This is a genomic window from Enterobacter asburiae, assembly GCF_007035645.1.
Lineage (GTDB): Bacteria > Pseudomonadota > Gammaproteobacteria > Enterobacterales > Enterobacteriaceae > Enterobacter > Enterobacter asburiae_B.
Window position 1 is genome coordinate 915395 of record NZ_AP019632.1, and the last position, 24694, is coordinate 940088.

The 24694-nt window shown below is 59.9% G+C and carries 25 protein-coding genes; 14 read left to right on the top strand and 11 right to left on the bottom strand.

Features of this window, described 5'->3' with window-relative positions; all coding sequences use genetic code 11:
* The first annotated feature begins 1 nt into the window (after nt 1).
* Genes FOY96_RS04330 through hycI form a run of 4 tightly spaced genes read left to right on the top strand, consistent with a single transcriptional unit; the run spans nt 2 to nt 2196 of the window.
* Entirely contained in the window at nt 2–544 is a 543-nt protein-coding gene (locus FOY96_RS04330; protein ID WP_047059951.1) for a formate hydrogenlyase complex iron-sulfur subunit, read from the top strand.
* Nucleotides 544–1311 (top strand): NADH-quinone oxidoreductase subunit B family protein, encoded by a 768-nt coding sequence (locus tag FOY96_RS04335; protein WP_033146382.1) that lies wholly within the window; start codon nt 544–546, stop codon nt 1309–1311. Before FOY96_RS04330 ends, FOY96_RS04335 begins: the two co-directional genes overlap by 1 nt.
* Nucleotides 1308–1718: a formate hydrogenlyase maturation HycH family protein gene (locus FOY96_RS04340; RefSeq protein ID WP_039263385.1), complete on the top strand. Its 411-nt coding sequence runs from the start codon at nt 1308–1310 to the stop codon at nt 1716–1718. Before FOY96_RS04335 ends, FOY96_RS04340 begins: the two co-directional genes overlap by 4 nt.
* Complete coding sequence (gene hycI, locus FOY96_RS04345) at nt 1711–2196, top strand: hydrogenase maturation peptidase HycI (RefSeq protein WP_048975984.1); 486 nt, start codon at nt 1711–1713, stop codon at nt 2194–2196. The genes FOY96_RS04340 and hycI overlap by 8 nt, the downstream gene beginning before the upstream one ends.
* A 104-nt stretch (nt 2197–2300) precedes the next feature.
* Here the strand turns inward: hycI and FOY96_RS04350 are convergent, their stop codons facing one another.
* Nucleotides 2301–3725 (bottom strand): 6-phospho-beta-glucosidase, encoded by a 1425-nt coding sequence (locus FOY96_RS04350; RefSeq protein ID WP_032660341.1) that lies wholly within the window; start codon nt 3723–3725, stop codon nt 2301–2303.
* A gap of 18 nt (nt 3726–3743) precedes the next feature.
* A complete protein-coding gene (gene ascF, locus FOY96_RS04355; protein WP_063408792.1) occupies nt 3744–5195 on the bottom strand; it encodes a PTS cellobiose/arbutin/salicin transporter subunit IIBC in 1452 nt (483 codons plus the stop codon).
* Nucleotides 5196–5409: 214 nt separating this feature from the next.
* On the opposite strand from ascF, the gene FOY96_RS04360 reads away from it, so the two are divergent.
* The 4 genes from FOY96_RS04360 to FOY96_RS04375 all read left to right on the top strand — a co-directional run bounded on the left by FOY96_RS04360 (nt 5410) and on the right by FOY96_RS04375 (nt 10349).
* Complete coding sequence (locus FOY96_RS04360; RefSeq protein ID WP_045888102.1) at nt 5410–6423, top strand: LacI family DNA-binding transcriptional regulator; 1014 nt, start codon at nt 5410–5412, stop codon at nt 6421–6423.
* A 134-nt stretch (nt 6424–6557) separates the two neighbouring features.
* Nucleotides 6558–7103, top strand: coding sequence for an electron transport protein HydN (gene hydN, locus FOY96_RS04365; protein ID WP_048979280.1), 546 nt, complete (start codon nt 6558–6560; stop codon nt 7101–7103).
* A gap of 5 nt (nt 7104–7108) precedes the next feature.
* Nucleotides 7109–9325, top strand: coding sequence for a carbamoyltransferase HypF (hypF, locus tag FOY96_RS04370; RefSeq protein ID WP_143346558.1), 2217 nt, complete (start codon nt 7109–7111; stop codon nt 9323–9325).
* Between the two features lies 1 nt (nt 9326).
* The gene (locus FOY96_RS04375) at nt 9327–10349 is read left to right on the top strand and encodes a HoxN/HupN/NixA family nickel/cobalt transporter (RefSeq protein ID WP_048975979.1); all 1023 of its coding nucleotides are present in this window, start codon (nt 9327–9329) and stop codon (nt 10347–10349) included.
* Between the two features lie 450 nt (nt 10350–10799).
* Here FOY96_RS04375 and norW read toward each other — a convergent pair whose 3' ends face one another.
* Both norW and norV read right to left on the bottom strand, forming a co-directional pair.
* Nucleotides 10800–11933, bottom strand: coding sequence for an NADH:flavorubredoxin reductase NorW (norW, locus tag FOY96_RS04380; RefSeq protein ID WP_143346559.1), 1134 nt, complete (start codon nt 11931–11933; stop codon nt 10800–10802).
* Entirely contained in the window at nt 11930–13375 is a 1446-nt protein-coding gene (norV, locus tag FOY96_RS04385) for an anaerobic nitric oxide reductase flavorubredoxin (RefSeq protein WP_143346560.1), read from the bottom strand. The genes norW and norV overlap by 4 nt, the downstream gene beginning before the upstream one ends.
* Nucleotides 13376–13561: 186 nt before the next feature.
* On the opposite strand from norV, the gene norR reads away from it, so the two are divergent.
* A complete protein-coding gene (gene norR, locus FOY96_RS04390; RefSeq protein ID WP_143346561.1) occupies nt 13562–15076 on the top strand; it encodes a nitric oxide reductase transcriptional regulator NorR in 1515 nt (504 codons plus the stop codon).
* Here the strand turns inward: norR and gutQ are convergent.
* The 7 genes from gutQ to srlA all read right to left on the bottom strand — a co-directional run bounded on the left by gutQ (nt 15073) and on the right by srlA (nt 19983).
* Complete coding sequence (gene gutQ / locus FOY96_RS04395) at nt 15073–16038, bottom strand: arabinose-5-phosphate isomerase GutQ (RefSeq protein WP_033146372.1); 966 nt, start codon at nt 16036–16038, stop codon at nt 15073–15075. The two genes, norR and gutQ, sit on opposite strands and share 4 nt — an antisense overlap.
* Nucleotides 16031–16804, bottom strand: a complete 774-nt coding sequence (gene srlR, locus FOY96_RS04400) for a glucitol operon DNA-binding transcriptional repressor SrlR (protein ID WP_032640855.1) — start codon at nt 16802–16804, stop codon at nt 16031–16033. The genes gutQ and srlR overlap by 8 nt, the downstream gene beginning before the upstream one ends.
* A 63-nt stretch (nt 16805–16867) precedes the next feature.
* Nucleotides 16868–17227: a transcriptional regulator GutM gene (gene gutM, locus FOY96_RS04405; RefSeq protein ID WP_023308952.1), complete on the bottom strand. Its 360-nt coding sequence runs from the start codon at nt 17225–17227 to the stop codon at nt 16868–16870.
* Nucleotides 17228–17294: 67 nt separating this feature from the next.
* The gene (gene srlD, locus FOY96_RS04410) at nt 17295–18074 is read right to left on the bottom strand and encodes a sorbitol-6-phosphate dehydrogenase (RefSeq protein WP_023294411.1); all 780 of its coding nucleotides are present in this window, start codon (nt 18072–18074) and stop codon (nt 17295–17297) included.
* Nucleotides 18075–18088: 14 nt separating this feature from the next.
* Nucleotides 18089–18451 carry a PTS glucitol/sorbitol transporter subunit IIA gene (gene srlB, locus FOY96_RS04415; RefSeq protein WP_023308951.1) on the bottom strand — a complete coding sequence of 121 codons (363 nt, stop codon included), beginning with the start codon at nt 18449–18451 and terminating at the stop codon, nt 18089–18091.
* Nucleotides 18452–18463: 12 nt separating this feature from the next.
* Nucleotides 18464–19423, bottom strand: a complete 960-nt coding sequence (gene srlE / locus FOY96_RS04420; RefSeq protein ID WP_023308950.1) for a PTS glucitol/sorbitol transporter subunit IIB — start codon at nt 19421–19423, stop codon at nt 18464–18466.
* A complete protein-coding gene (gene srlA / locus FOY96_RS04425) occupies nt 19420–19983 on the bottom strand; it encodes a PTS glucitol/sorbitol transporter subunit IIC (RefSeq protein ID WP_023333189.1) in 564 nt (187 codons plus the stop codon). The genes srlE and srlA overlap by 4 nt, the downstream gene beginning before the upstream one ends.
* 252 nt (nt 19984–20235) lie before the next feature.
* Between srlA and mltB the strand changes: the two genes are divergently transcribed.
* The 5 genes from mltB to pncC all read left to right on the top strand — a co-directional run bounded on the left by mltB (nt 20236) and on the right by pncC (nt 24636).
* Nucleotides 20236–21336, top strand: a complete 1101-nt coding sequence (mltB, locus tag FOY96_RS04430) for a lytic murein transglycosylase B (RefSeq protein ID WP_172620503.1) — start codon at nt 20236–20238, stop codon at nt 21334–21336.
* Nucleotides 21337–21605: 269 nt separating this feature from the next.
* Entirely contained in the window at nt 21606–22259 is a 654-nt protein-coding gene (locus tag FOY96_RS04435) for a metal ABC transporter ATP-binding protein (protein WP_069303223.1), read from the top strand.
* Nucleotides 22256–23116, top strand: coding sequence for a metal ABC transporter permease (locus FOY96_RS04440; protein WP_039263400.1), 861 nt, complete (start codon nt 22256–22258; stop codon nt 23114–23116). Before FOY96_RS04435 ends, FOY96_RS04440 begins: the two co-directional genes overlap by 4 nt.
* A 14-nt stretch (nt 23117–23130) precedes the next feature.
* Nucleotides 23131–24009, top strand: a complete 879-nt coding sequence (locus FOY96_RS04445) for a metal ABC transporter substrate-binding protein (RefSeq protein WP_143346563.1) — start codon at nt 23131–23133, stop codon at nt 24007–24009.
* A gap of 129 nt (nt 24010–24138) precedes the next feature.
* Complete coding sequence (gene pncC / locus FOY96_RS04450) at nt 24139–24636, top strand: nicotinamide-nucleotide amidase (RefSeq protein WP_023308944.1); 498 nt, start codon at nt 24139–24141, stop codon at nt 24634–24636.
* The last annotated feature ends 58 nt before the right edge of the window (nt 24637–24694 follow it).

The window sequence follows — 24694 nt, forward strand, 5'->3', positions numbered from 1 at the left end:
CATGTTTACCTTTATCAAAAAAGTAATCAAAACGGGCACGCAGACCAGCCGCTATCCGCTGGAGCCGATGCCGGTGGATAAAAATTTTCGCGGCAAGCCGGAGCACAACCCGCAGCAGTGTATCGGCTGCGCGGCCTGCGTGAATGCCTGTCCGTCGAACGCCTTAACGGTCGAAACGGATCTCAAAACCGGCGAGCTGGCCTGGCAGTTTAACCTCGGGCGCTGCATCTTCTGCGGCCGCTGCGAGGAGGTCTGCCCGACGGTCGCCATTCGCCTGTCGCAGGAGTACGAGCTGGCGGTGTGGAAGAAGGAGGACTTCCTCCAGCAGTCGCGCTTTGACCTGTGCAGCTGCCGCGTCTGCAGGCGCCCGTTCGCCGTGCAAAAAGAGATCGACTACGCCATCGCGCTGCTGCAGCACAACGGTGACGCCCGCGCGGAGCATCACCGCGAAAGCTTTGAAACCTGCCCGGAGTGCAAGCGTCAGAAGTGTCTCCTGCCGTCCGACCGCATTGATATCACCCGCCATATGAGAGAGGCCAGCTGATGGAAAATTTACTCGGCCCGCGCGACGCTAACGGCATTCCGGTGCCGATGACGGTGGAGGAGTCCATCGCCAGCATGAAGGCGTCGCTGCTGAAAAAAATCAAACGCTCGGCCTACGTCTACCGCGTGGACTGCGGCGGCTGCAACGGCTGCGAGATTGAGATCTTCGCTACGCTGTCGCCGCTGTTTGACGCCGAGCGCTTCGGCATCAAAGTGGTGCCGTCCCCGCGTCATGCGGACATCCTGCTGTTTACCGGGGCCGTCACCCGCGCCATGCGCTCGCCGGCGCTGCGCGCCTGGCAGTCCGCGCCGGACCCGAAAATCTGCATCTCCTACGGGGCCTGCGGCAACAGCGGCGGCATCTTCCACGACCTCTACTGCGTCTGGGGCGGGACCGACAAAATCGTGCCGGTGGACGTCTACATTCCGGGCTGTCCGCCAACGCCCGCCGCGACGCTGTACGGCTTCGCGATGGCGCTTGGCCTGCTGGAGCAGAAAATCCACGCGCGCGAGCCGGGCGAGCTGGACAACCGGCCGGCGGCCATCCTGCACCCGGACATGGTTCAGCCGCTGCGGGTGAAGATTGACCGCACGGCGCGCAGGCTGGCGGGCTATCGCTACGGGCGCCAGATTGCCGATGATTATCTGCGCCTGCTGAGCCAGGGCGACCATCAGGTGGCGCGCTGGCTGGAGGCGGAAAACGATCCGCGTCTCAATGAGATCGTGGCAAACCTGAACAGCATCGTGGATGAGGCGCGTATCCGATGAGTGAAACGGTGGTGTTCAGCCAGCTGAGCCGTAAGTTTATTGATGAGAACGATGCCACGCCGGATGCGGCGCAGCAGGTGGTCTATTACAGCCTGGCGATTGGGCATCACCTCGGGGTGATTGACTGCCTGGAGGCGGCGCTGAGCTGCCCGTGGCCCGAGTACCTGGCGTGGATCGCCACGCTGGAGGAGGGCAGCACGGCGCGGCGCAAGATGGAGGGCGTGCCGAAGTACGGCGAGATCGTCATCGACGCCAACCACATTGCGATGCTCGCCAACGCCTTTGACGCGGCGCTCGCCAGGCAAACCCCCGAGCAGCAGGCGTGGAGCAAAACGCTGCTTAGCATGCTGCACGATATTCATCAGGAGAGCGCCATCTACCTGATGGTGAGGAGATTACGTGACTGACGTTTTACTGTGTGTCGGCAACAGCATGATGGGCGACGATGGCGCGGGCCCGCTGCTGGCAGAGATGTGCGCCGCGAATCCGCAGGGCAATTGGGTGGTAATTGACGGCGGCAGCGCGCCGGAAAACGACGTGGTCGCCATCCGCGAGCTGCGCCCGGAGAGGCTGTTAATCGTCGATGCCACCGATATGGGGCTCAACCCCGGTGAGATCCGCCTGATTGACCCGGACGACATCGCCGAGATGTTTATGATGACCACCCACAATATGCCGCTGAACTACCTGGTCGATCAGATTAAAGACGACGTGGGCGAGGTGCTGTTTTTGGGGATTCAGCCGGACATCGTTGGGTTTTATTACCCGATGACGCCGCCGGTGAAGGAGGCGGTGGAACGGGTCTATTCACGGCTTGCGGAGTGGGTTGGGGATGGAGGGTTTGAACCCCTCACCCCGGCCCTCTCCCCAGAGGGGAGAGGGTGAAAACCGCGCCAAGCAGTCCTTTATTCCCGGAGTAAAGAGGGGGAAAACCACACCAAACGGTTCCCTCTCCCCTATGGGGAGAGGGTTAGGGTGAGGGCAACAGGCTACTCCAGATCCCCCCCGTTACTCGCGATCACCTTCTTATACCACCAGAACGATTTCTTGCGTTTTCTGTCCAGCGTGCCGTTTCCGGCGTCGTCCCGGTCAACGTAAACAAACCCGTAGCGCTTGCTCATCTCGCCCGTTGAGGCGGCCACCAGGTCGATGCAGCCCCAGGTGGTGTAGCCCATCAGCGGCACGCCGTCCTCAATCGCGTCGCCCATCGCGCGGATGTGCTCGCGCAGGTAGCTGATGCGGTAGTCGTCGTTGATCTCGCCGTTTTCATCAATAACGTCCTTCGCCCCGAGGCCGTTTTCCACCAGGAACAGCGGCTTCTGGTAGCGGTCGTACATCATGTTCATGGTGATGCGCAGGCCGAGCGGGTCGATGCCCCAGCCCCATTCGCTCACCTGAATATGCGGGTTACGCAGGGACTTCACGATGTTCGCCGCGCTGGTGTTGCCCGCGTTCATATCCGCCGACGCGCAGCGCGAGGCGTAATAGCTGAACGAGACAAAGTCGACGGTGTTTTTTAACAGCTCGTCGTCGCCGGGATCTTTCACAATCACCACGCCTTTTTCGCGGAACACGCGGGCGGAGTAGGCCGGATAGCTGCCGCGCGCCTGCACGTCGATAAAGAACAGGTTCTCGCGGTCTTTCTCCAGCGCCATCCACACGTCTTCCGGCTTGCAGGAGTAGGGGTAGAAATTGCCGCCCGCCAGCATGCAGCCCACCTGGTTTTCCGGGTTCACCTCATGGGCGATTTTGGTCGCCAGCGCGCTTGCCACCAGCTCGTGGTGCGCGGCCTGGTATTTCACCTGGTCTTCGTTTTCACCTTCCTCAAACACCAGCCCCGCGCCGGAGAACGGGCTGTGCAGCATGATGTTGATTTCGTTGAAGGTCAGCCAGTATTTCACCAGCCCGTTAAATTCTTCAAAGCAGGTGCGGGCGTAGCGGGCAAAGAAATCGACCATCTTACGGTTGCGCCAGGAGCCGTATTCCGTCACCAGGTGCATCGGCACGTCGAAGTGGCAGAGCGTCACCAGCGGCTCGATGTTGTACTTTTTGCACTCCTCGAACACCGCGCGATAGAAGGCAATGCCCTCTTTGTTCGGCAGCGGTTCGTCGCCGTTCGGGTAGAGGCGGCTCCAGGCAATGGAGGTGCGGAACACCGTAAAGCCCATCTCCGCCATCAGGGCAATGTCTTCTTTATAGCGATGGTAAAAATCAATCGCTTCGTGGCTCGGGTAGAACTCGTCGTCACGCAGCGAAAAACGCTTTTCCTTACCGAGCTTCACCGCCAGGCGATTCGCGCCGTGGGGGATCATATCGACCGTCGTCAGTCCTTTGCCGCCTTCACGGTAAGCACCTTCACTCTGGTTGGCGGCAAGCGCGCCGCCCCATAAAAATCCTTGTGGAAAAACAGACATTCTTACCTCGCTTTCAATTTATGCTTTTGCTGCGTTGTTCTGTACCGGTGCGGTCTGCAGGGCGCGCGCTTTTTCAGCCTCATCTTCGACCGGGATATCCTCAAACCCTAAAAGCAGGGTCAGAACAAACGACAGCACCACTGCCAGCCCCATCACGCCGAACACCCAGACGATGGTCATCGGGTTCGCCGGGTCAAAGAACTGCACGCTGGTGAACAGCCCCGGTGCCGCCATCGAGTGGCTGGCAAGACCGGCCATGCCGGCGACCGCCCCGCAGATAAATCCGCTGATCAGGCTCGCAATCAGCGGACGTTTCAGACGCACCGCCACGCCGTACAGGGCCGGTTCAGAGATCCCCGCCATAATGGCGGAGGCCGCTGCCGCCAGCGCCGTCTGGCGCAGCTCCGGGTTTTTGGTTTTCCACGCCACCGCCAGCGACGAGCCGCCGAGCGACAGGTTGGCGCCGATTTCCGACGGCATCACCATCCCTTCCTTGCCCGTTTCGGCAATGGTCTGAATGATGGTCGGCGTAAACACGCGGTGCATCCCGGTCATCACCAGCAGCGGCCAGAGCGCGCCCATGATGGCGACGGAGAGCCAGCCCAGGTAGCCGTGAATGGTGTAGACCAGCGCGGAGATGGCGCTACCGATCCAGATCCCCAGCGGGCCAATCAGCACGATGGCGAGCGGGGCGGCAATCAGCACGATCAGCATCGGCTTGAGGAAGTTTTTCGTCACCGCCGGGGTAATGCGATCCACCCAGCGTTCGATATACGACAGGCACCAGGTCATCACCAGCGCCGGGATGACGGTGTAGGTGTATTTCACCGCCGTCACCGGAATAAAGGCGAACTCAACGTGCTCGCCCTGCGCGGCTTTCGCCATCAGCTCGATAAAGCTCGGGTGCACCAGCACGCCGGCAATGGCGATGGCCAGCGACATGTTGGTTTTGAATTTCACCGCCGCCGAGGCCGCCACCATCAGCGGCAGGAAGAAGAAGGCGCCGTCGCCGATGACGGTCAGAATAGTGAGCGTCGGCGCGCCTTTTGGCAGCACGCCGGTCATCTCGAGGATCATCGCCAGCAGCTTGACCATCGAGCCGCCGATGATCGCCGGGATCAGCGGAGACATGGTGCCGATCAGCGCGTCGAGGATCCCGGCGCCAACGCGGCGTAAGGTCATCTTCTGCGGACCTTCCGGCACTGCGGGCTGCAGGTCCGTGGGCAGCAGGCTCACCACTTCGCGGTACGCCTGTGAAACCGTGTTGCCAATAATGACCTGGCACTGGTTGTCGTTGCGTACCACGCCGAGCACGCCGCTGATGCTTTTCAGTCGCGCAGCGTCGGTCAGGCTTTCGTCTTTCAGTACGAAACGCAGACGCGTCATGCAGTGGGTGACGGCGACGATGTTCTCTTTGCCGCCCAGCGCGCTGATAACGTCGTTCGCCAGCGCAGCGTAATTTTTGGCCATCGGATGTGATCCTGTTATTGTTGTGAGACATGTAGGAAACCGGTTCCACATAATCATCATGAGTTTCTGTGAATGAAACAAGATCGCTTTTTGACCATTTTTTCGTTTCGTGATGAAGATCGCAATGAGGTATCGAAAGCGTGATTTCACCGCTGCGACAATTTTTTTGCAGTGCAGTACACTGCGCTCCATCAGATTCAGACGGAATAACACTATGACCACGATGCTTGAAGTGGCGAAGCGGGCAGGCGTTTCGAAAGCCACGGTGTCCCGGGTGCTGTCGGGAAATGGCTACGTCAGCCAGGAGACCAAAGACCGGGTGTTTCAGGCCATTGAAGAGAGCGGCTATCGCCCGAATTTGCTGGCGCGAAACCTGGCAACCAAACGTACCCAGACGCTGGGGCTGGTGGTGACGAACACCCTCTATCACGGCGTCTACTTTAGCGAACTGCTGTTTCACGCCGCGCGCATGACGGAAGAAAAGGGGCGGCAGCTGATCCTCGCGGACGGCAAGCACAGCGCGGATGAAGAGCGCGAGGCGATCCAGTACCTGCTCGATATGCGCTGCGACGCGGTGATTATCTATCCGCGCTTCCTGAGCGTGGAAGAGATGGATGAGATCGTCGAGAAGTGCGAGCAGCCGATTATGGTGCTCAACCGCCGCCTGCGGAAAAACAGCAGCCACTGCGTCTGGTCAGATCATAAAGCCTCCAGCCAGGAGGCGGTGTCGCAGCTGATTGCGAAAGGGCACCGGGAGATCGCGTTTATCACCGGCTCGCTGGATTCCCCCACCGGGGTTGAGCGTCTCTCCGGCTACAAGGACGCGCTGGCGCAGCACGGTATTCCGCTGCGCGAAGGCCTTATTGCGCAGGGGAAGTGGAACCCCGCCAGCGGCGCGGCGGCGGTTGCCGAACTGCTTGCGCGCGGTGAACGGTTTACGGCGCTGGTGGCGAGTAATGACGACATGGCGATTGGCGCCATGAAGCAGCTCCACGACAGCGGCGTGGCCGCACCGGACGCGGTGTCGGTGATCGGTTTCGACGACGTGGCCATCGCGCCCTACATCGTGCCGTCGCTCTCCAGCGTGCGTATTCCGGTGACGGAGATGATCAAAGAGACCATCAGCCGCCTGATCTTCATGCTCGACGGCGGTGAGTTTAAGTATCAGCAGACCTTCTCCGGCGAGCTTGTCCTGCGCGACTCCGTTATTGACGGCCCGCACCGCTGATGTCGACAGCTGTCATCGTCATAAGTGACGATGACAGCACCATTGTGATTTTTAAATTCATCTAAAATCAACAGGTTAATTATTGGCACGGTTTATGAATATCTCCGCGCATAACTGTAATGCTGGAGAAGCAGATGAACCGTTTTATTATGGCCGATGCCAGTAAGTGTATTGGTTGCCGTACCTGTGAAGTGGCGTGCGTGGTTTCCCATCAGGAGGAGCAGGACTGCGCGTCGCTCACCCCTGACACCTTCCTGCCGCGCATCCACGTCATCAAAGGCGTGAATATTTCCACCGCCGCCATCTGTCGCCAGTGCGAAGACGCACCGTGCGCGAACGTTTGCCCGAACGGGGCGATTAAACGCGAGAAAGGCTTTGTGCACGTCATGCAGGAGCGCTGCATTGGCTGCAAAACCTGCGTGGTCGCCTGCCCGTACGGCGCGATGGAGGTGGTTGTTCGTCCGGTGGTACGCAACAGCGGCATGGGTCTGAGCGTACGTGCGGAGAAAGCCGAAGCCAACAAATGCGATCTTTGCTATCACCGCGACGCCGGTCCGGCCTGCATGGAAGCCTGCCCGACGCATGCGCTGGTCTGCGTGGATCGCGAGAAGCTTGAGCAGATGAGCGCCGAAAAGCGCCGTCGTGCGGCATTCGACACGTCGTCATCGCTGCTGTTCTGAACCGTATGTGCAGTAACGGCGTACAGCTGCGCGTGCGGGGCAAGGTGCAGGGCGTGGGGTTTCGTCCCTTCGTTTGGCAGCTGGCGCAGGCGCTTCAGTTGACCGGCGACGTCTGCAATGATGGAGAGGGCGTGCTGGTGCGCCTCGCGGGTAATGGGGGGGCCTTTACCGCGAGGCTGCATCAGGACTGCCCACCGCTGGCACGCATTGACCACGTTGAAACGCATCCGTTTACGTGGGCGCAGGTGCCGAAGGACTTTACCATCCGCCACAGCGCGGGCGGGACGATGGACACGCAGATTGTCCCCGACGCCGCGACCTGTCCGGCGTGCCTGGCTGAAATGCGCGACCCTGCCGAGCGCCGCTATCGCTATCCGTTCATCAACTGCACGCACTGCGGGCCGCGGTTTACCATTATCCGCGCGATGCCCTATGACCGTCCGGCCACGTCAATGGCCGCATTTCCCCTCTGCCTGCCGTGTGAGACGGAATACCGTAACCCAGCCGATCGACGTTTTCACGCCCAGCCGGTAGCCTGCCCGGACTGCGGGCCAGCGCTGGAATGGCGTGCGGGCGACATCACCGCTTCCCGTGAGGCTGCGCTGAGCGCGGCGGTGGCGATGCTGAAAAGCGGCGGCATAGTCGCGGTCAAAGGGCTGGGCGGTTTTCATCTCGTCTGCGACGCGCGTAATCCGCAGGCGGTCGCGACGCTCCGGTCACGCAAGCAGCGTCCCGCGAAGCCGCTGGCGGTGATGATCCCGAATGCGGACGGCGTGCCGGAGGCGATCCAGACGCTGTTACGCTCCTCCGCAGCGCCGATTGTGCTGACCCCAAAAGCCTCGCTTCCCGGATTTCCCGAAGGGATTGCACCCGGGCTCGATTGTATTGGCATCATGCTTCCCGCTAATCCGCTGCAACACCTGCTGATGATGGACTGCCAGCGCCCGCTGGTGATGACTTCCGCCAACCTCAGCGGCAGACCGCCTGCCATGACCAACCAGCAGGCGCTGGATGAGCTCGGCGACGTCGCGGACGGCTTCCTGCTGCACAACCGCGATATCCTGCAGCGGATGGATGATTCGGTGATGGATCGCGACGGCGCGATGCTTCGCCGCGCGCGCGGTTTTGTGCCCGATGCCGTCGCGCTGCCTGCGGGTTTTGAGAATATCCCCGCCATGCTATGCACCGGCGCGGAGATGAAAAACACCTTCTGCCTGGTGCGTGGCAGCCAGGCGGTGCTGAGCCAGCATTTTGGCGATCTCGGTGACGAGGGTGTCGAAGCGCAGTGGCGCGGCGCGCTATCGCTGATGCAGAAAATTTACGCCTTTCAGCCGGATCGCGTGGTGTGTGACGCCCATCCGGGTTATCACACACAACGGTGGGCGCAGGCGCAGGGGCTGCCGGTCGAAACCGTACTGCACCATCACGCCCATGCGGCGGCGTGCCTGGCGGAGAACGGCTGGCCGCTCGACGGCGGAGACGCGATTGCCCTGACGCTGGACGGGATCGGCATGGGCGAGAACGGCGCGCTGTGGGGCGGGGAGTGCCTGCGGGTGAACTATCTCGCGTGCGAGCGTCTGGGCGGGCTGCCTGCCGTTGCGCTGCCGGGGGGCGATCTGGCGGCGCGGCAGCCGTGGCGTAATTTACTCGCCCACTGCCTGGCGTTTGTCCCTGACTGGCAGCAGTACCCGGAAACGCGCGCGGTTCAGCGTGAAAACTGGCCGCTGCTGGCAACGGCGATCCGGCGCTGCATCAACGCGCCGCAGGCCTCGTCCTGTGGTCGTCTGTTTGATGCGGTCGCCTGCGCGCTGGGTATTGAAACCCAATCCTGGGAAGGTGAAGCGGCCTGCCGGCTGGAAGCGCTGGCCTCGCAGTGCGCGGGCGTCGACCATCCGGTGACGCTGGACGTGGATAACCTCGCGCAGTTCTGGCAGCAGTGGCTGAGCTGGCAGGCGGAATCCTGCGGGCGCGCGTGGGCGTTTCACGACGCGCTGGCAAAAGGGCTGGCGGAACTCGCCGCGCGCCATGCCCGACGCCTGTCGCTGTCAACAATCTGTCTCAGCGGCGGCGTGCTGCACAACCGTCTGCTGCGCGCACGCCTGCGTCATTATCTTTCTGACTTTACGCTTCTTTTTCCTTCGCGCCTGCCCGCAGGTGACGGAGCGATCTCCTTCGGGCAGGCGGTGGTTGCCGCTGCCCGGTCATGTTCACAAAGGACTTAAAATGTTACGACTCTTACGCAATGAACCTCGCGCCGCGCTTCTGCTGCTGGCTCTGGTAATGGCAAACCTGCTGGCCTGGGGATGGGCATGGCACGCTTTTAGCGGCAGCACGGCGCTGATGGCCGCCAGCCTGCTGGCATGGTGCTACGGGCTGCGTCACGCGGTGGACGCTGACCACATCGCGGCGATTGATACCGTGACGCGTAAGATGATGCAGCAGGGCAAACGTCCTTCCGGCGTGGGGGCGTGGTTCTCGCTGGGGCACTCCACCATCGTGGTGCTGGCCTCTATTGCTATCGCCGCGACCGCGACGGCGTTTCAGAAAAACATGGAGTGGTTCCACGAAACCGGCAGCCTGATCGGCACCGCGGTTTCCGCCACCTTCCTGCTGGCGATGGCGCTGGTGAACATGGTGATCCTGCGCGGCGTCTGGCGCAGTTTTCAGGCGCTGAAACAGGGCAGGCCCGTGCAGGGCGATATTACGCTCCCTGCCCAGGGCGGCGTCATGAACTGGCTGTTTGGCAAAACCTTCCGCCTGGTGAATAAAAGCTGGCAGATGTATCTGGTCGGTTTCCTGTTTGGCCTCGGTTTTGACACGGCCACCGAGATTGGCGTGCTGGGGATCTCTGCCGCCAGCGCGTCAAGCGGGATGTCGGTGTGGTCAATCATGGTCTTCCCGGCGCTCTTCGCCAGCGGCATGGCGCTGGTGGATACCCTCGATAACCTGCTGATGGTCGGCGCCTACGGCTGGGCGTTCAACAAGCCGCAGCGCAAGCTCTACTACAACATGACCATCACCGGCACCTCCGTGGTGGTGGCGCTGTTTATCGGCGGGCTGGAAGCGCTGGGTCTGCTGATGGACAAATTTGCCCTCAGCGGCGGCGTGTGGGATCTGATTGGCACGGTAAACGACAATCTGGGCAACGCCGGGTTTGTGGTGGTGGGGCTGTTTGTCGCCTGCTGGCTGATCTCCATGGTCAACTACCGCTGGCGCGGCTATGACGCGCTGGTGGTACGTTCCTGAACCGGCTCCTGCACGGCGCAACCTCCGCGACTTCCTCAATGGCTGGCGCATAGCGGCATACCGATAAAAAAGATGCTGAAAATGTAGAACTTTTGCGGAATAAATATATTCCGCATTCTTCGCTTGTGTGAAATAACGAGAAAGATAATTGAGTTATTTATAAAAATTCGCCATGATTCGCCTCCTGCTGATGATGTCTTTTCAGACTGAGTCGGCTGACAATAATAAAGCTGGATGATGTTTTTAATCTGTTTCAGATTAAAGTATTTACGAAAATAATAAATAAGGGATTGATAGCGATGATATATCTACTTTGCATTTATTTGATGAATAGAATACGTAAAAAAAAGCCCCGGAATATCGGGGCGGTGAATAATAAAATCCAAAGATTAAGACAGCGTAGACTTGCTGTTGGCCGGGTAAACGAAGCGCTACCCGGCAAAACGAGGGTTAAGCAGGTAACAGTTTCAGCAGAGCGAAAGCCTCCTTCATCCGGTCTTCACTAACCACAAAAGCGCGAATCTGACCCTCGTTATCGGCGCCGCGCGCGACCATTCCCTGCGGTTCGAGGGTAATTTGCCAGTTCAGATCCTGACGCTGCGTTTCACCGGCAAGATGCAGCGGTAATTCCGGCGTTTTGACTTTAATCAGCATGGCGGGTAATTTCAGCGGCGCGCTGCCGCCGAGCAGGTTTTTCGCCAGATACATCGCACTTAATTGAATTGGCTGTAAAAATGGCAGCACATGACCGTTAATTTCAGCGCAGTCACCTAACGCGTAAATATCAGGTTGCGTGGTTTGCAGGTAGCTATTTACCTTCACGCCACGCTGTATTTCGGCGCCTGCGAGATGCGCCAGCGCGGTTTCCGGGCGCAGGCCCGTTGCAGCGATTACCACATCCACCTCAACGCTGCGGCTGCGGTCGAGCGTGGCACGAATGCCGCCTTCGGTTTTGCTCAGGCTGTGCAGCTGCGATTTCAACAGCACATGCACCCCCATGTCGGTCAGGCGATGCTGTAAGCGACTGCTTACTTCTGCCGGCATCAGCGACGACAGAATGCTCGCCGCATGGTCGACCAGAGTCACGGATTTACCCGCCCGGCAGAAATCCATCGCCAGCTCGGTGCCTATCAGCCCGCCACCAACAATCATTACCCGCTGCGCGTCGCGAAGCGCCGTTTCGCTGGCCTGGTACTCCTGCTGGCTGTTGAGGGTGATCGTCAGCTCGCGGCCCTCAATCGGCGGCACAAACGCAGAGGCACCCGTGGCCAGCACCAGCCTGTCGTACTGCCAGGTTTTCTCTTTTGCTTTTACCACGTGGGCGGCGGCGTCGATGTCGGTGACCCAGGTGTAGGGAAACAGACGCAGGTTAAACTGTTCCGCGAACTCACCCGCCGTCTGGCGGGTGAGGTCCTCGGCGCGCTGATTCTGGCTAATGACGTGGCTCAGATCGGGCTTGTTATACTCGTCCATGCTGTCGGCGGCGATCACCGTCAGCGGCACGCTGGCGTCCTGCTTGCGGATGTTTTTCACCAGCTGGCGGGCGGCAAAGCCCGAGCCGATGATGACGATACCGTTGTTCATTTTGCCTCCGTACCCAGTTCGTCAAAGACGTCTTTACCGAGTGAACATTCCGGGCAGAGGAAGTTTTCCGGCACGTCACTCCACGGCGTGCCCGGAGCAACGTCCTGCAGCGGCTCGCCCAGTTCAGGATCGTAAATCCACTGGCAGACGCTGCACTGCATGCGCGGTCCGGGATCGGCGGCTGCCGCGGCGGCGCAGGCGCAGGTTTCCTGCTGTGCGGTCGGTTCGGCAGCTTGCGGAAGCGGTGCGAGCGCCCACTGGCGGGCAATGTCGCGGCCGTGCTGGCGGCAGACCTCCAGGGCGTCGATATCCGGGCGCCATTTCGCCTTCAGGCTGAGGGACATTTCAAAGCCCGCATCCTGTAAACGGGTGGAGAGACGGTCTACCGCGCCGCCGCTCCAGCCGTGGGAGCCAAAGGCGCTGGCGCGCTTGTTGCGAAAACGCAGGCCGGTCATCTCTTCTACCAGACCGGCAATTTTCGGCATCATCACGTTGTTCATGGTGGAGGTACCCACCAGCACGCCCTTAGAGCGAAAGACGTTGGTCAATACCTCGTTCTTATCGCTGCGCGCCACGTTGAAGATTTTCACCGCCACGTTGGGGTCCACTTCGTTGATGCCCTGGGCAATGGCGTCCGCCATCATGCGGGTGTTGTTGGACATGGTGTCGTAGAAAATAGTGATGCGGTCTTCCTGATAGTCCGCCGCCCATTTCAGGTACAGCTCCACAATCTGGGTGGGATTTTCACGCCACACCACGCCGTGGGAGGTGGCAATCATATCCACCGGCAGGTTAAAGCCGAGGATCTCGGTGATTTTCGGCGTCACCAGGCGGCTGAACGGCGTCAGGATGTTGGCGTAGTAGCGCTGGCACTGCTCGAACAGCTCGGTCTGGTCCACTTCGTCGTTGAACAGGCGCTCGTCGCAGTAGTGCTGGCCGAAGGCGTCGTTGCTGAACAGCACCGCGTCGCCGGTCATGTAGGTCATCATGCTGTCCGGCCAGTGCAGCATCGGGGTTTCTACGAAGATCAGCTGCTTGCCGTTGCCGATATCCAGCGCGTCGCCGGTTTTTACGGTGCGGAAGTTCCACTCCGGATGGTGGTGGTGGCCGTTGATCGAGTCGATGGCGTTGGTGGTGCAGTAGATCGGCGTGTTCGGAATGTAGGACATCAGCTCGGTCAGCGCGCCGGCGTGGTCCTCTTCCGCGTGGTTGATGATGATGTAGTCGATGGCGTCCAGGTCGATTTCACTGCGCAGGTTCTGCACGAACTCGCGGCTGAACTTGTGATCGACGGTATCGATCAGCACGTTTTTTTCTTCGCGGATGAGATAGCTGTTGTAGCTGCTGCCGCGCAGCGTTTTGTATTCCGTCCCGTGGAAATCGCGCACTTCCCAGTCACGTTGACCCACCCAATGAATGTTATTTTTAACCAGAATAGACATAGCAACCTCTACGTAATACAGCATTTTCAAATAAGATGGTTTGCCTATATCAAGTTGCGTGCCAGTTTTTAATTTATTGATTTAACTTAATTAATATTTTTATGATCCGTAGTGGGTAGTCATTATGACTATCAAAATCAGTGTCAATATGACAATATGAATTGTCAAAATGACAGCGAGGTCACTATGAGCTTTTCCGTAGACGTGCTGGCGAAGATCGCCATTGAGCTGCAGACCGGTATCGGCCATCAGGACCGCTTTCAACGGCTGATCTCCACGCTGCGCCACGTGCTTGAGTGCGATGCGTCCGCGCTGCTGCGCTACGAAGGACGGCAGTTTATTCCGCTGGCTATCGACGGGCTGGCGAAGGACGTGCTTGGACGGCGTTTTACCCTTGAGGGCCATCCGCGTCTGGAAACCATCGCCCGCGCGGGTGACGTGGTGCGCTTCCCGGCGGACAGCGACTTGCCCGACCCGTACGACGGGCTTATTCCCGGACAGGAGAGCCTGAAGGTGCACGCCTGTATCGGCCTGCCGCTGTTTGCCGGACAAAATCTGATTGGCGCACTGACCCTCGACGGCCTGTCGCCGGACCAGTTCGACACCTTTAGCGACGAAGAGCTGCGCCTGATTGCCGCCCTGGCCGCCGGGGCGCTGAACAATGCCCTGCTGATTGAACAGCTGGAGAGCCAGAACATTCTTCCCGGCAGCCCGGCGGCGTTTGAGCAGGTGACGCACACGGAGATGATCGGCCTCTCTCCGGGCATGGCGCAGCTCAAAAAAGAGATTGAGATTGTCGCCGCCTCAGATTTGAACGTGCTGATCTTCGGGGAAACCGGCACCGGCAAGGAGCTGGTGGCGAAGTCCATTCACGAAGCGTCGCCGCGCGCGGTGAACCCGCTGGTGTACCTCAACTGCGCCGCGCTGCCGGAAAGCGTGGCGGAAAGCGAGCTGTTTGGTCACGTAAAAGGGGCGTTTACCGGAGCCATCAGCAACCGCAGCGGCAAGTTCGAAATGGCCGATAACGGCACGCTGTTTCTGGATGAAATCGGCGAGCTCTCCCTGTCGCTGCAGGCCAAGCTGCTGCGCGTGCTGCAGTACGGCGACATCCAGCGCGTGGGGGATGACCGCAGCCACAGAGTGGACGTTCGCGTGCTGGCGGCAACGAACCGTGACCTGCGTGAAGCGGTGCTGGCAGGGCAGTTCCGCGCCGACCTGTTCCATCGCCTGAGCGTGTTCCCGCTTACCGTGCCGCCGCTGCGCGAGCGCGGTGACGACGTGGTGCTGCTGGCGGGCTTTTTCTGCGAGCAGTGCCGTCTCAGGTTGGGGCTTTCCCGCGTGGTGCTGAGCCCGGGAGCGAGGGCGCATCTGCTGAGCTACGGCTGGCCGGGCAACGTGCGCGAGCTGGAGCATGCGATCCACCGCGCGGTGGTGCTGGCGCGGTCGACGCGTTCGGGTGATGAAGTGGTGCTCCACGCGCGGCATTTTGCGCTGCAGGATGAAACCGCACCGGCTGTCGCCCAGGCAGTACCCGAGATAGCGAATGAAAATCTGCGTGAAGCCACGGAGACATTTCAGCGTCAGATGATTACCCGCGCGCTGGAGCAGAATAACCGCAGCTGGGCGGCGTGCGCGCGGGCGCTGGAGATGGACGTCGCCAACCTGCACAGGCTGGCGAAGCGTCTGGGACTGAAGGGTTAGATAATCCCGGCCTGATAGAAATCCTGCAGGTTGATGGCGCCGCACAGCCTGCCGGCGTCATCCACCACCGGTGCGGCGGTAATTTTGCGCTTCATCAGCACCTCTTTGGCTTCAATGGCGCGGCTCTCGGCGTTCAGCGTCAGCCCGCCTTTGGTCATGGCGTCCGACACTTTGGTTTCCAGCCTGCCGCCGCCCACCAGCCAGCGGCGCAGGTCGCCGTCGGTGAACACGCCCTTAACGCTCCCGCCGTCATCGCACACCGCAACCAGCCCAAGGCCGGTGCGGCTGAGCTCCAGCATCGCGTCCATGACGCTGGTATCGAGCTTGACCTGCGGAATGGCATCGTCGGTGCGCATCAGGTGGTGAACCTTGTTGAGCAGGCGTGCGCCGAGCGCGCCCGCCGGATGCGAACGGGCGAAATCTTCTTCGTTAAAGCCGCGCGCCTGCATTACCGCCATTGCCAGCGCGTCGCCCATCATCAGGGTGTTAACGGTGCTGGAGGTCGGGGCGAGGTGCATCGGACAGGCTTCACGCTCAACGGAAATATCCAGCGTCGCCTTGGCGGCCAGCGCCAGCGGCGAGCGGGATTTTCCGGTCATCGCCAGCAGGGCGACCGATTTTTCCTGCAGGCGCGGAATAATCAGATCCAGCTCTTTGGCCGAACCGGAGTAGGAGATAAACAGCATCACGTCGCGGCTTTCAATCATCCCCAGATCGCCGTGCAGCGCCTCTGCCGGATGCACGAAGAACGCCGGGGTACCGGTGCTGGCGAGCGTTGCGGCAATCTTTTTGCCGATATGGCCGGATTTACCGATGCCCGCCACGATCACTTTGCCTTCGCAGTGGATAATGGTGTTGGCCGCGCGGACGAAATCCTCGCCCAGACGTTCGGGCAGGCGGCTGGCTTCCTGCAGTTCCAGCATCAGCGTCTGGCGGCCCGTTTCTAACAGAAAATCACTCATCTCTCTCTCCGGTTACGATCACGTCGATTCCTTTCTCTTCCAGCGCTTTCTTGAACGCCGGGTCGATACCCGCGTCGGTAATCAGCTTATCAACGCTTTCAAGGCTACAGACAATGTTGGGGCTTTTGCGGCCAAACTTCGACGAGTCGGCCATCAAAATCACTTCCCGCGCGGCGTTGCACATCGCTTTACTGACGCTGAACACCTCGTTGAACGTTGTAACGCCTGCGTTCAGGTCGATGCCGTCGGTGCCCATAAACAGTTTATCAAAGCTGAAGTGGTCGAAGGCATTCTCCGCCAGCTGACCGTGAAACGACGCCGATTTTTTGCGGAAGGTGCCGCCGGGCATCAGGATGGTCTGCTCGCTGTCGAACTCCGACAGGGCGTTGACGATGTGCAGGCTGTTGGTCATCACCGTGATGTTGTTAAAGCGGCTGAGCAGCGGGATCATCTGCAGGACGGTGCTGCCTGCATCCAGAATGATGGAATCGCCATCGTGGATAAATTTGACGGCGGCTTCGGCAATCAGCGCTTTCTGATGGGTATTGATCAGCGTTTTGTGGTCGATAGGCGGGTCCGCTTCGTCCTTATTGAGCACCACGCCGCCGTAGGTTCGAATGACGGCGCCAGAGTTTTCGAGCAATACCAGGTCCTTGCGTATTGTCGTGCCGGTGGTGTCAAAGTAGTGGGCCAGATCCTCTACCGAACATTTTCCCTGCTTTTGCAGATGTTCGAGAATAGCCGCCTGCCGCTGACGAGGTTTCATAGGCGCTTCGTTCCTTAGGTTGCGAAATGATAATTTCGCAAGTCTATAGCTTTCACAACGAAATTATCCATGTTTCAGATTAAGCGCTAATGATAGTGCATTCTGACAGAGTGGATCATGGGGAAAGATCACATCAGGCCGTAATTCCTGCAGCGAAATGCCGTTGATTGCCTGGATTTTCGCCGGACGGGCGAAGACGGTCATGCCGCGCATGATGAGGGAATCGCAGACGTGATTGTTTTCATCCAGCGCAACGGCGACGACCACGCGCGGTTTGAAGCGTCCGCCGGAACGCCCGACCCCGACGCGACCTTTCTGACACAGCGCGTCAAACGCGCGGTTAAACTGGTGGATCTGCCAGCCGCCAAACGCCATCTGGCAAATCCAGGCGAGGGCGGCGACGGTGATGAGTGCGGTGACCATATCGGCTCCTTGTTTTGTTCCCTCTCCCGGTGGGAGAGGGTTAGGGTGAGGGCATCAGGCCGCTCGATCAGAACATCACCTGCCCGCCGGTGACGTTAATCGACTGCCCGGTGCAGTACGAGGCTTTCGGGCTGGCGTAAAACAGCAGCATGTTCAGCACGTCCTGATAATCGCACCCGCGCTTCAGCGGCACTTTATCGATGTAGTACTGCTCAACTTCCTCAGCCTTGATGCCGAGCTTGGTGGCGTACTGCGGCAGCAGGGACTGGAACATCGGCGATTTCAGCAGGTTGCCCAGCATCAGCGAGTGCACGGTAATGCCGTACTCGGCCAGATCCAGCGCCAGAGACTGCGTCAGCCCCACGCCGCCAAACTTCGCCGCGCTGTAGCCGGAGTTATGCTTGCTGCCCACTTTCCCCGATTTGGAGTTGATCTGAATGATGCGCCCCTGAATGCCGTCGCGGATCATCAGACGGGAAAACTCGCGGGCGCAGAGGAAATAGCCCACCAGATTCACCTGTAGCGAACGGTCAAAATCCCCCAGTTCGAAATCGCTAATAAAGGCCGCTTTCGCAATCCCCGCGCTGTAGACCAGCAGGTCGGTACGCCCAAAAATCTCGTCCACGCCGCGGGCCAGCGCCATCACGCTCTGTTCGCTGGTGGCGTCGGCGCCAAACCCGTACGCCATCCCTTCACCAAACTCGGTGTTAATGGTGTCCGCCACGCGGGCGGCTTTTTCACTCTGAATGTCCACTACCGCCACGCGGTAGCCCTCTGCGGCAAGCCCACGGCAGAGGAACTCGCCTAAGGTTTGTCCTCCACCAATGACAACGGCAACCTGACTCATGTGTTTCTCCTTAATTACGCAACAAATTTTAACGTGCAGCCTGGGGTGACAGCCTGCGGAACCGGGCCCGCCACGTGAACCGTGCCGGGATATTCGGCCTGCGGCTGGCCGTCGAAACGCAGGGTGATGTGGCCCAGCTCGCGCAGGTTTTGCTCGGCGACGTCGCCGACGGCGGTGACGGCATAGCGCGCCTCGCCCAGCTCCAGCTGGCTCCCGGCCTTCAGCTCGCCCTTCAGCTCGCCGTGACAGTGGATAAAGCAAAACTCTTCGATATCCGCCGGGGCGCCTTCGCGGAAGGTGATCAGCATCTGGTCGCTCAGCGCGTCAGCCGCGCTCTGGCCGATGCGGGTAATGGTGGTCTGGTAAATCACGGTCATCGCAGGAACCTCTTATTGATAAATAAAGCCGGAGACAAACCAGGCAATCAGCACCGTCGGCGCGCCCGTCAGGAAGCGGCTCACCAGCACGGACGGCACGCCCACGCGCACGGTGTCCTGGCGTGCTTCCGCCAGCGACAGCCCTACGGGGATGAAATCGCACGCCGCCTGGGCGTTAATGGCGAACAGGGCGGGCAGGGCGAGGTGCGGGGGAATGTTCCCCAGACCAATCTGCACGCCAATCAGCACGCCGATGACCTGGGCAATCACCGCGCCCGGGCCGAGGAACGGCGACAGCAGCGGGAAGGAGCAGATCAGCGCCAGCGTCACCAGCCCGAGCGGGTGGCTGGCGAGCGGGGCGAGGCCGTGGGCAATCCAGTCGCCCAGGCCGGACGCCATGATGATGCCGATCAGCGCCGAAACGAATGCCATAAACGGCAGGATGGTTTTCAGCACCGTGTCGATGGTGTCGCGCCCTGACTGGAACAGCACCGCTACGGCGGACCCCATGCCCATCCCGACCTTCGCCAGCAGGCCGTCGCTCTGCTCGGTGATTTTCTTGCTGGTGTCGTACTCGCGCGGGGCCGCTTTTTGCGGCGCGGCAGTGCCATTCACCAGAGTGATGTTGTCCTCCTTCACGCCTGAGACATAAATGTCCTCAAGGATGTACTGCGCCAGCGGGCCGGATTTTCCGGTGGAGTGAATATTCACTGTCGGAATGCGGCGCTTCGGATAGATACCGCAGCGCAGCGTGCCGCCGCAGTCGATCACCGCCACGCCGATTTCCGCTTCCGGCGGCTCGCCCTCCTTGAAGCCGTCGACCGCTTCCCAGCCGGTCAGCTCGCGCAGCCTGTCGACGATCGCCGGGCGCGTGCCTGCGGTGATGTAGACGATCTTTTTGCCTTCGGTGGCGTCGAACTCCAGCGGGCCGCCCCAGCCGCCCGTGCCTTTCTCAATGCGGATCCGGTTCATGCTGTGGCTCCTGAAAGATGGACTTTCTGTTCAAGCTGGATGCCCATTTTTTTCTCAAAAATGGCGGTGGTGAGGTCGGTCACCCAGCCGCGGAAGAAGTTGGTGACCAGGCCAACCAGCAGGTAGCTCACCGCCAGCGGGCCGAGCGGCAGGCCAAGGGTGGTGAGACCGCTGGCGATCCCGAGATAGACGAACAGCTCGCCGGGGTTAATGTGCGGGAACAGGCCGTTCATGGAATGGCAGCTGTAGGAGGCGGCGGCGTAGTAGCTCGGCTTGTACTTTTCCGGCATGAAGCGGCCGAGGCTTAAGGTCATCGGGTTGCAGAACACGAAGGTGCCGATGAACGGCAGTACCAGGTAGCGGGACAGCGGATTACCGGCACAGCGCTGGGCGAAGCGTTCAATACGCTGCTGGCCGATAAAGTTAATCAGCGCGTTCATGATCACCAGCAGGCTGATCAGCAGGGGCAGGATCCCGGTCACCATGCCGGTGAACACTTCTCCGCCTTTCTGAAACAGCCCGATGAACCACTCGGCGCCGTGGGTGATGGTTTCTATCATTCTTCTCTCCTGTGAGGCTTTTTTGTTTTTGTGTTGCGGGGCTAATAATAATCACTTTGAAAGGTTTTAAAGTGTTAGTTAGATCTCACAATGAAAGAAAAATGGATTATTTTGAAAGTTTATTGATGGGGTCAATGATTTTCGGTGGAAAAAAGGGCGGAATTGCGTGGGGGAGGCGCGTACCGCTTCCTTGAGGTGTTGCGGATGCTTTACCATACTGGGTTCTTATCGAACCCGTTAAATGGATGTCTCATGTTCAAGCGTCGTTATGCAGCGCTGTTGCCTGCGCTTATTCTGCTGTCTGCCTGTAGTAGCAAACCTAAGACCGAAGCTGTTCAGCAAACGGCGGGCGCGCCTTCCGGAGGATTCCTGCTGGAGCCGCAGCACAATATGATGCAGATGGGCGGCGACTTCGCGAATAACCCGGCGGCCGAGCAGTTCATCGATAAAATGGTGAGCAAGCACGGCTTTGACAGACAGCAGCTGCACGAAATTTTGTCTCAGGCCAGGCGACTGGACTACGTGCTGCGCCTGATGGACAGGCAGGCTCCAACCGCCCAGGTGCCGAGCGGGCCGAACGGCGCGTGGCTGCGCTACCGCAAACAGTTTATTACCCCGGACAACGTGCAAAACGGCGTGGTGTTCTGGAATCAGTATGAAGATGCGCTCAACCGCGCGTGGCAGGTCTACGGCGTACCGCCGGAAATCATCGTCGGGATTATCGGCGTGGAAACCCGCTGGGGCCGCGTGTTGGGGAAAACCCGCATCCTGGATGCGCTGGCGACGCTCTCCTTTAACTATCCGCGCCGCGCGGAGTATTTCTCTTCCGAGCTGGAAACCTTCCTGCTGATGGCGCGCAGCGAGCAGGACGATCCGCTCGATCTGAAAGGGTCGTTTGCCGGCGCGATGGGCTACGGCCAGTTTATGCCGTCCTCCTATAAGCAATATGCCGTCGACTTTAACGGGGATGGTCATATCAACCTGTGGGATCCGGTAGATGCCATCGGCAGCGTGGCGAACTACTTCAAAGCGCACGGCTGGACGCCGGGCGGCCAGGTGGCGGTGCAGGCGAACGGTCAGGCACCGGGGCTGGAAAACGGCTTCAAAACCAAATACAGCGTTGCGCAGCTGACGGCGGCGGGCTTAACACCGACCCAGCCGTTGGGCAATGTCGATCAGGTAAGTCTGTTGCGTCTGGATGTCGGGACGGGCTATCAGTACTGGTACGGCATGCCGAACTTCTACACCATCACCCGTTATAACCACAGCACTCACTATGCGATGGCCGTATGGCAGCTGGGGCTGGCGGTATCGCAGGCCCGCGTGCCGGCAGCGTCTCCGTTTAGTCAGTAAGTCATCTTATTCCCCCTCTCCCTGTGGGAGAGGGCTGGGGTGAGGGCACCCGCGCGCACCTATTTCCTGCAGAAACATTTCGCCACACTCCCTTTTCAAACCCGCCATTTACATCTTCACCGCCTTTCATTATTGTTATGTTATAACATTTAATGTGGTGTCAGAATGTCAACGTCCCTTTTTTCTCTGTCTGCTCTGGCTCGGCTTTTGCTGGCGCTGGTGCTTGTTGCCTTTATCGGGCTGGCCGTGCGCTGGGCGGTGGCATTGCCATGATTGTGATGAATGAACTGGTCGCGGGATATGAACGCCAGCCCGTTACGCGGCCCCTCTCGGGCACGATTGAGCGCGGCAGCATGACCGCCATTATCGGCGCTAACGGCTGCGGGAAATCCACGCTGCTGAAAACGCTGGCGGGATTTATTCCTCCCGTCAGCGGCGGCTTCCGCTGGCAGGGTAAGCGGCCGGTAATCGGCTGGCTGGCACAGCGTCACGCGCTGGAGGCGCAGTTTCCGCTGACCGTACAGGACGTGGTAAGCATGGGCTGCTGGCCGGGCATGTCGCTTTTTTCCGGGTTTCGTCGCGAAACGCGGCTGCGCATTGCCAGCGCGCTTGAGCGCGTCGGGCTTGAGTCCATGGCGTTATCCACCATCGATGAACTCTCCGGCGGTCAGTTTCAGCGCATGCTGTTTGCCCGCGTCCTGGTGCAGCAGGCGCCGCTGGTGATGCTGGATGAACCCTTTACCGGAGTCGATGAAGCCACCTGCAACGTGCTGATGGATCTGATGCTGGAGATGTATATGAAGGGGCAAACGCTGCTCGCGGTACTGCACGACAGCGAGCGCGTGTCGCGCCATTTCCCGCAGACGCTGCGGCTGGATGCTGACGTTCCCCAGTGGAAAACCGAGCGGGTGAGGGTGGCATGATCTGGCATCTCTTTTTTCAGCCGTTCATTGAGTACGGCTTTATGCGTCGCGCGCTGGTGGTTTGCCTGGCGCTCTCGGTCAGCACCACCGCGCTCGGCGTGTTTCTTCAGCTGCGTCGGATGAGCCTGATGGGCGACGCCCTTTCTCACGCCATTTTGCCGGGTGTCGCCGTGGGGTATTTGCTCAGCGGTATGTCGCTGCTGGCGATGAGTATTGGCGGTTTTATCGCGGGAATTACCGTGGCGCTGCTGGCCGGTCTGGTCAGTCGACGCACGCCGCTGAAAGAAGATGCCAGCTTTGCCGGGTTTTATCTCGGCTCGCTGGCGCTGGGGGTCACGCTGGTGTCGCTTCGCGGGTCGAATGTCGATCTGCTGCATCTGCTGTTTGGTTCCATCCTCGCCGTGGACAACGACGCCGCGCTGTTCGTCACGGGCGTTTGCATGTTCACCCTTATCACGCTGGCGCTCTTTTATCGCGGGCTGGTGACAGAAGCGTTTGATACCGCCTGGCTGCAGGTGAACGCCCGCTGGCTGCCTGGCCTGCTGCACGGACTGTTTCTGGCGCTGCTGGTGCTTAACCTGGTGGCCGGTTTTCAGGTGCTCGGCACGCTGATGGCCGTCGGGCTGATGATGCTTCCGGCCGTGGCAGCCCGCTGCTGGGTGCGCACGTTACCTGCCTTACTCCTGATGGCGGGTATCAGCGGTATCTTCTGCGCATGGCTGGGGCTGAGCCTCTCCTGGGCGATGAGTCTGCCGGCCGGGCCGTCCATCGTGCTCACCGCCAGCGCGCTGTTCTTTATTTCCATTTTACTGGGTACGCGAAGCAGGCTCGCTGGCAGCCTGCGGGCGTATTTTTAACGCAAGGGGAAACGATGAAACGTACAGGATTTATAGTGGCGCTCGCGCTGGGGATGATGTCGCACGGCGTGATGGCGAAAACGCTGAATGTGGTGACCAGCTTTTCGATACTGGGGGATATCACGCAGGAGGTGGGCGGCGACCATGTGAACGTGACGACGCTGGTCGGGCCGGACGGCGATCCGCATACCTTCGAACCGTCGCCGAAAGACAGCGCGGCCCTGAGCAAGGCTGATGTGGTGGTGGTGAACGGCCTGGGGCTGGAAGGCTGGCTTGATCGTCTGGTGAAAGCCTCCGGGTTCAAAGGGCAACTGGTTGTCGCCTCAACTGGGGTCAAAACCCACACGCTTGAGGAAGATGGAAAGACTGTGACCGATCCGCACGCGTGGAACAGCGCGGCGAACGGGGCGCTCTATGCGCAAAATATTCTGAACGGGCTGGTGAAAGCCGATCCTGAGGACAAAGCCGCGCTGGAAGCCTCTGGCAAAACGTATGTCGCGCAGCTCAGCCAGCTGGATAACTGGGCCAAAACGCGCTTTAGCCAGATCCCGCCGGCGAAGCGTAAAGTGCTGACCAGCCATGACGCGTTCGGCTATTTCAGCCGCGCTTACGGCGTGACGTTTATGGCGCCGCAGGGGCTGTCGTCTGAGAGCGAAGCCAGCGCGGCGCAGGTCGCCGAGATTATCAATCAGATTAAAGCCGACGGCGTGAAAACCTGGTTCATGGAGAATCAGCTCGATCCGCGTCTGGTGAAACAGATTGCGTCGGCGACGGGCGCACAGCCCGGGGGTGAGCTTTACCCCGAAGCGCTGTCGGCAAAAGGTGGGGTGGCAGACACCTACGTTAAGGCGTTTCGCCACAATGTGAACACTCTCGCTGACAGCATGAAATAACCTTTCCACCGCCGGTGCGTCCGTACCGGCTTTTTTCTGAAGCCCCCTCGTAAAACCTGAAGTCCATCCCCACATCTGATGAGAAAGTGCTATCTTGTGCAGCACGTTTTTCTGATGCCTGGAGCGAGAATGACTGACCATGAATTGATGCAGCTTAGCGAGATCGTTGGCCTTGCGCTGAAGCAGCGTGGCGCGACAATCACCACCGCCGAATCCTGCACCGGCGGCTGGGTGGCGAAAGCGATTACCGATATTGCCGGCAGTTCCGCCTGGTTTGAACGCGGTTTTGTGACCTACAGTAACGAAGCTAAAGCTCAGATGATTGGCGTGCGTGAATCCACGCTTGAACAGCATGGCGCGGTCAGCGAACCGGTGGTGATCGAGATGGCCATTGGCGCGCTCAAAGAGGCGCGGGCAGACTACGCGATTTCCATTAGCGGCATTGCGGGCCCGGACGGCGGCAGCGACGTGAAGCCTGTCGGCACCGTCTGGTTTGGGTTCGCCACCTCCAAAGGGGAAGGGATCACCCGCCGGGAATGCTTCAGCGGCGATCGCGAAAGCGTGCGTCGTCAGGCAACCGTTTATGCGTTAAAAACGCTCTGGCAACAATTTCTACAAAACACTTGATACTGTATGACCATACAGTATAATTGCACCAACAGAACAGAAATCCACGGTGAAGCAC

Excerpts from the sequence above, each read along its gene's own strand:
- FOY96_RS04330 (WP_047059951.1), top strand. The coding sequence starts at position 2 with ATGTTTACCTTTATCAAAAAAGTAATCAAAACGGGCACGCAGACCAGC.
- FOY96_RS04335 (WP_033146382.1), top strand. The coding sequence starts at position 544 with ATGGAAAATTTACTCGGCCCGCGCGACGCTAACGGCATTCCGGTGCCG.
- FOY96_RS04340 (WP_039263385.1), top strand. The coding sequence starts at position 1,308 with ATGAGTGAAACGGTGGTGTTCAGCCAGCTGAGCCGTAAGTTTATTGAT.
- FOY96_RS04350 (WP_032660341.1), bottom strand. The coding sequence starts at position 3,725 with ATGTCTGTTTTTCCACAAGGATTTTTATGGGGCGGCGCGCTTGCCGCC.
- ascF (WP_063408792.1), bottom strand. The coding sequence starts at position 5,195 with ATGGCCAAAAATTACGCTGCGCTGGCGAACGACGTTATCAGCGCGCTG.
- FOY96_RS04360 (WP_045888102.1), top strand. The coding sequence starts at position 5,410 with ATGACCACGATGCTTGAAGTGGCGAAGCGGGCAGGCGTTTCGAAAGCC.
- hydN (WP_048979280.1), top strand. The coding sequence starts at position 6,558 with ATGAACCGTTTTATTATGGCCGATGCCAGTAAGTGTATTGGTTGCCGT.
- hypF (WP_143346558.1), top strand. The coding sequence starts at position 7,109 with ATGTGCAGTAACGGCGTACAGCTGCGCGTGCGGGGCAAGGTGCAGGGC.
- FOY96_RS04375 (WP_048975979.1), top strand. The coding sequence starts at position 9,327 with ATGTTACGACTCTTACGCAATGAACCTCGCGCCGCGCTTCTGCTGCTG.
- norW (WP_143346559.1), bottom strand. The coding sequence starts at position 11,933 with ATGAACAACGGTATCGTCATCATCGGCTCGGGCTTTGCCGCCCGCCAG.
- norV (WP_143346560.1), bottom strand. The coding sequence starts at position 13,375 with ATGTCTATTCTGGTTAAAAATAACATTCATTGGGTGGGTCAACGTGAC.
- norR (WP_143346561.1), top strand. The coding sequence starts at position 13,562 with ATGAGCTTTTCCGTAGACGTGCTGGCGAAGATCGCCATTGAGCTGCAG.
- gutQ (WP_033146372.1), bottom strand. The coding sequence starts at position 16,038 with ATGAGTGATTTTCTGTTAGAAACGGGCCGCCAGACGCTGATGCTGGAA.
- srlR (WP_032640855.1), bottom strand. The coding sequence starts at position 16,804 with ATGAAACCTCGTCAGCGGCAGGCGGCTATTCTCGAACATCTGCAAAAG.
- gutM (WP_023308952.1), bottom strand. The coding sequence starts at position 17,227 with ATGGTCACCGCACTCATCACCGTCGCCGCCCTCGCCTGGATTTGCCAG.
- srlD (WP_023294411.1), bottom strand. The coding sequence starts at position 18,074 with ATGAGTCAGGTTGCCGTTGTCATTGGTGGAGGACAAACCTTAGGCGAG.
- srlB (WP_023308951.1), bottom strand. The coding sequence starts at position 18,451 with ATGACCGTGATTTACCAGACCACCATTACCCGCATCGGCCAGAGCGCG.
- srlE (WP_023308950.1), bottom strand. The coding sequence starts at position 19,423 with ATGAACCGGATCCGCATTGAGAAAGGCACGGGCGGCTGGGGCGGCCCG.
- srlA (WP_023333189.1), bottom strand. The coding sequence starts at position 19,983 with ATGATAGAAACCATCACCCACGGCGCCGAGTGGTTCATCGGGCTGTTT.
- mltB (WP_172620503.1), top strand. The coding sequence starts at position 20,236 with ATGTTCAAGCGTCGTTATGCAGCGCTGTTGCCTGCGCTTATTCTGCTG.
- FOY96_RS04435 (WP_069303223.1), top strand. The coding sequence starts at position 21,606 with ATGATTGTGATGAATGAACTGGTCGCGGGATATGAACGCCAGCCCGTT.
- FOY96_RS04440 (WP_039263400.1), top strand. The coding sequence starts at position 22,256 with ATGATCTGGCATCTCTTTTTTCAGCCGTTCATTGAGTACGGCTTTATG.
- FOY96_RS04445 (WP_143346563.1), top strand. The coding sequence starts at position 23,131 with ATGAAACGTACAGGATTTATAGTGGCGCTCGCGCTGGGGATGATGTCG.
- pncC (WP_023308944.1), top strand. The coding sequence starts at position 24,139 with ATGACTGACCATGAATTGATGCAGCTTAGCGAGATCGTTGGCCTTGCG.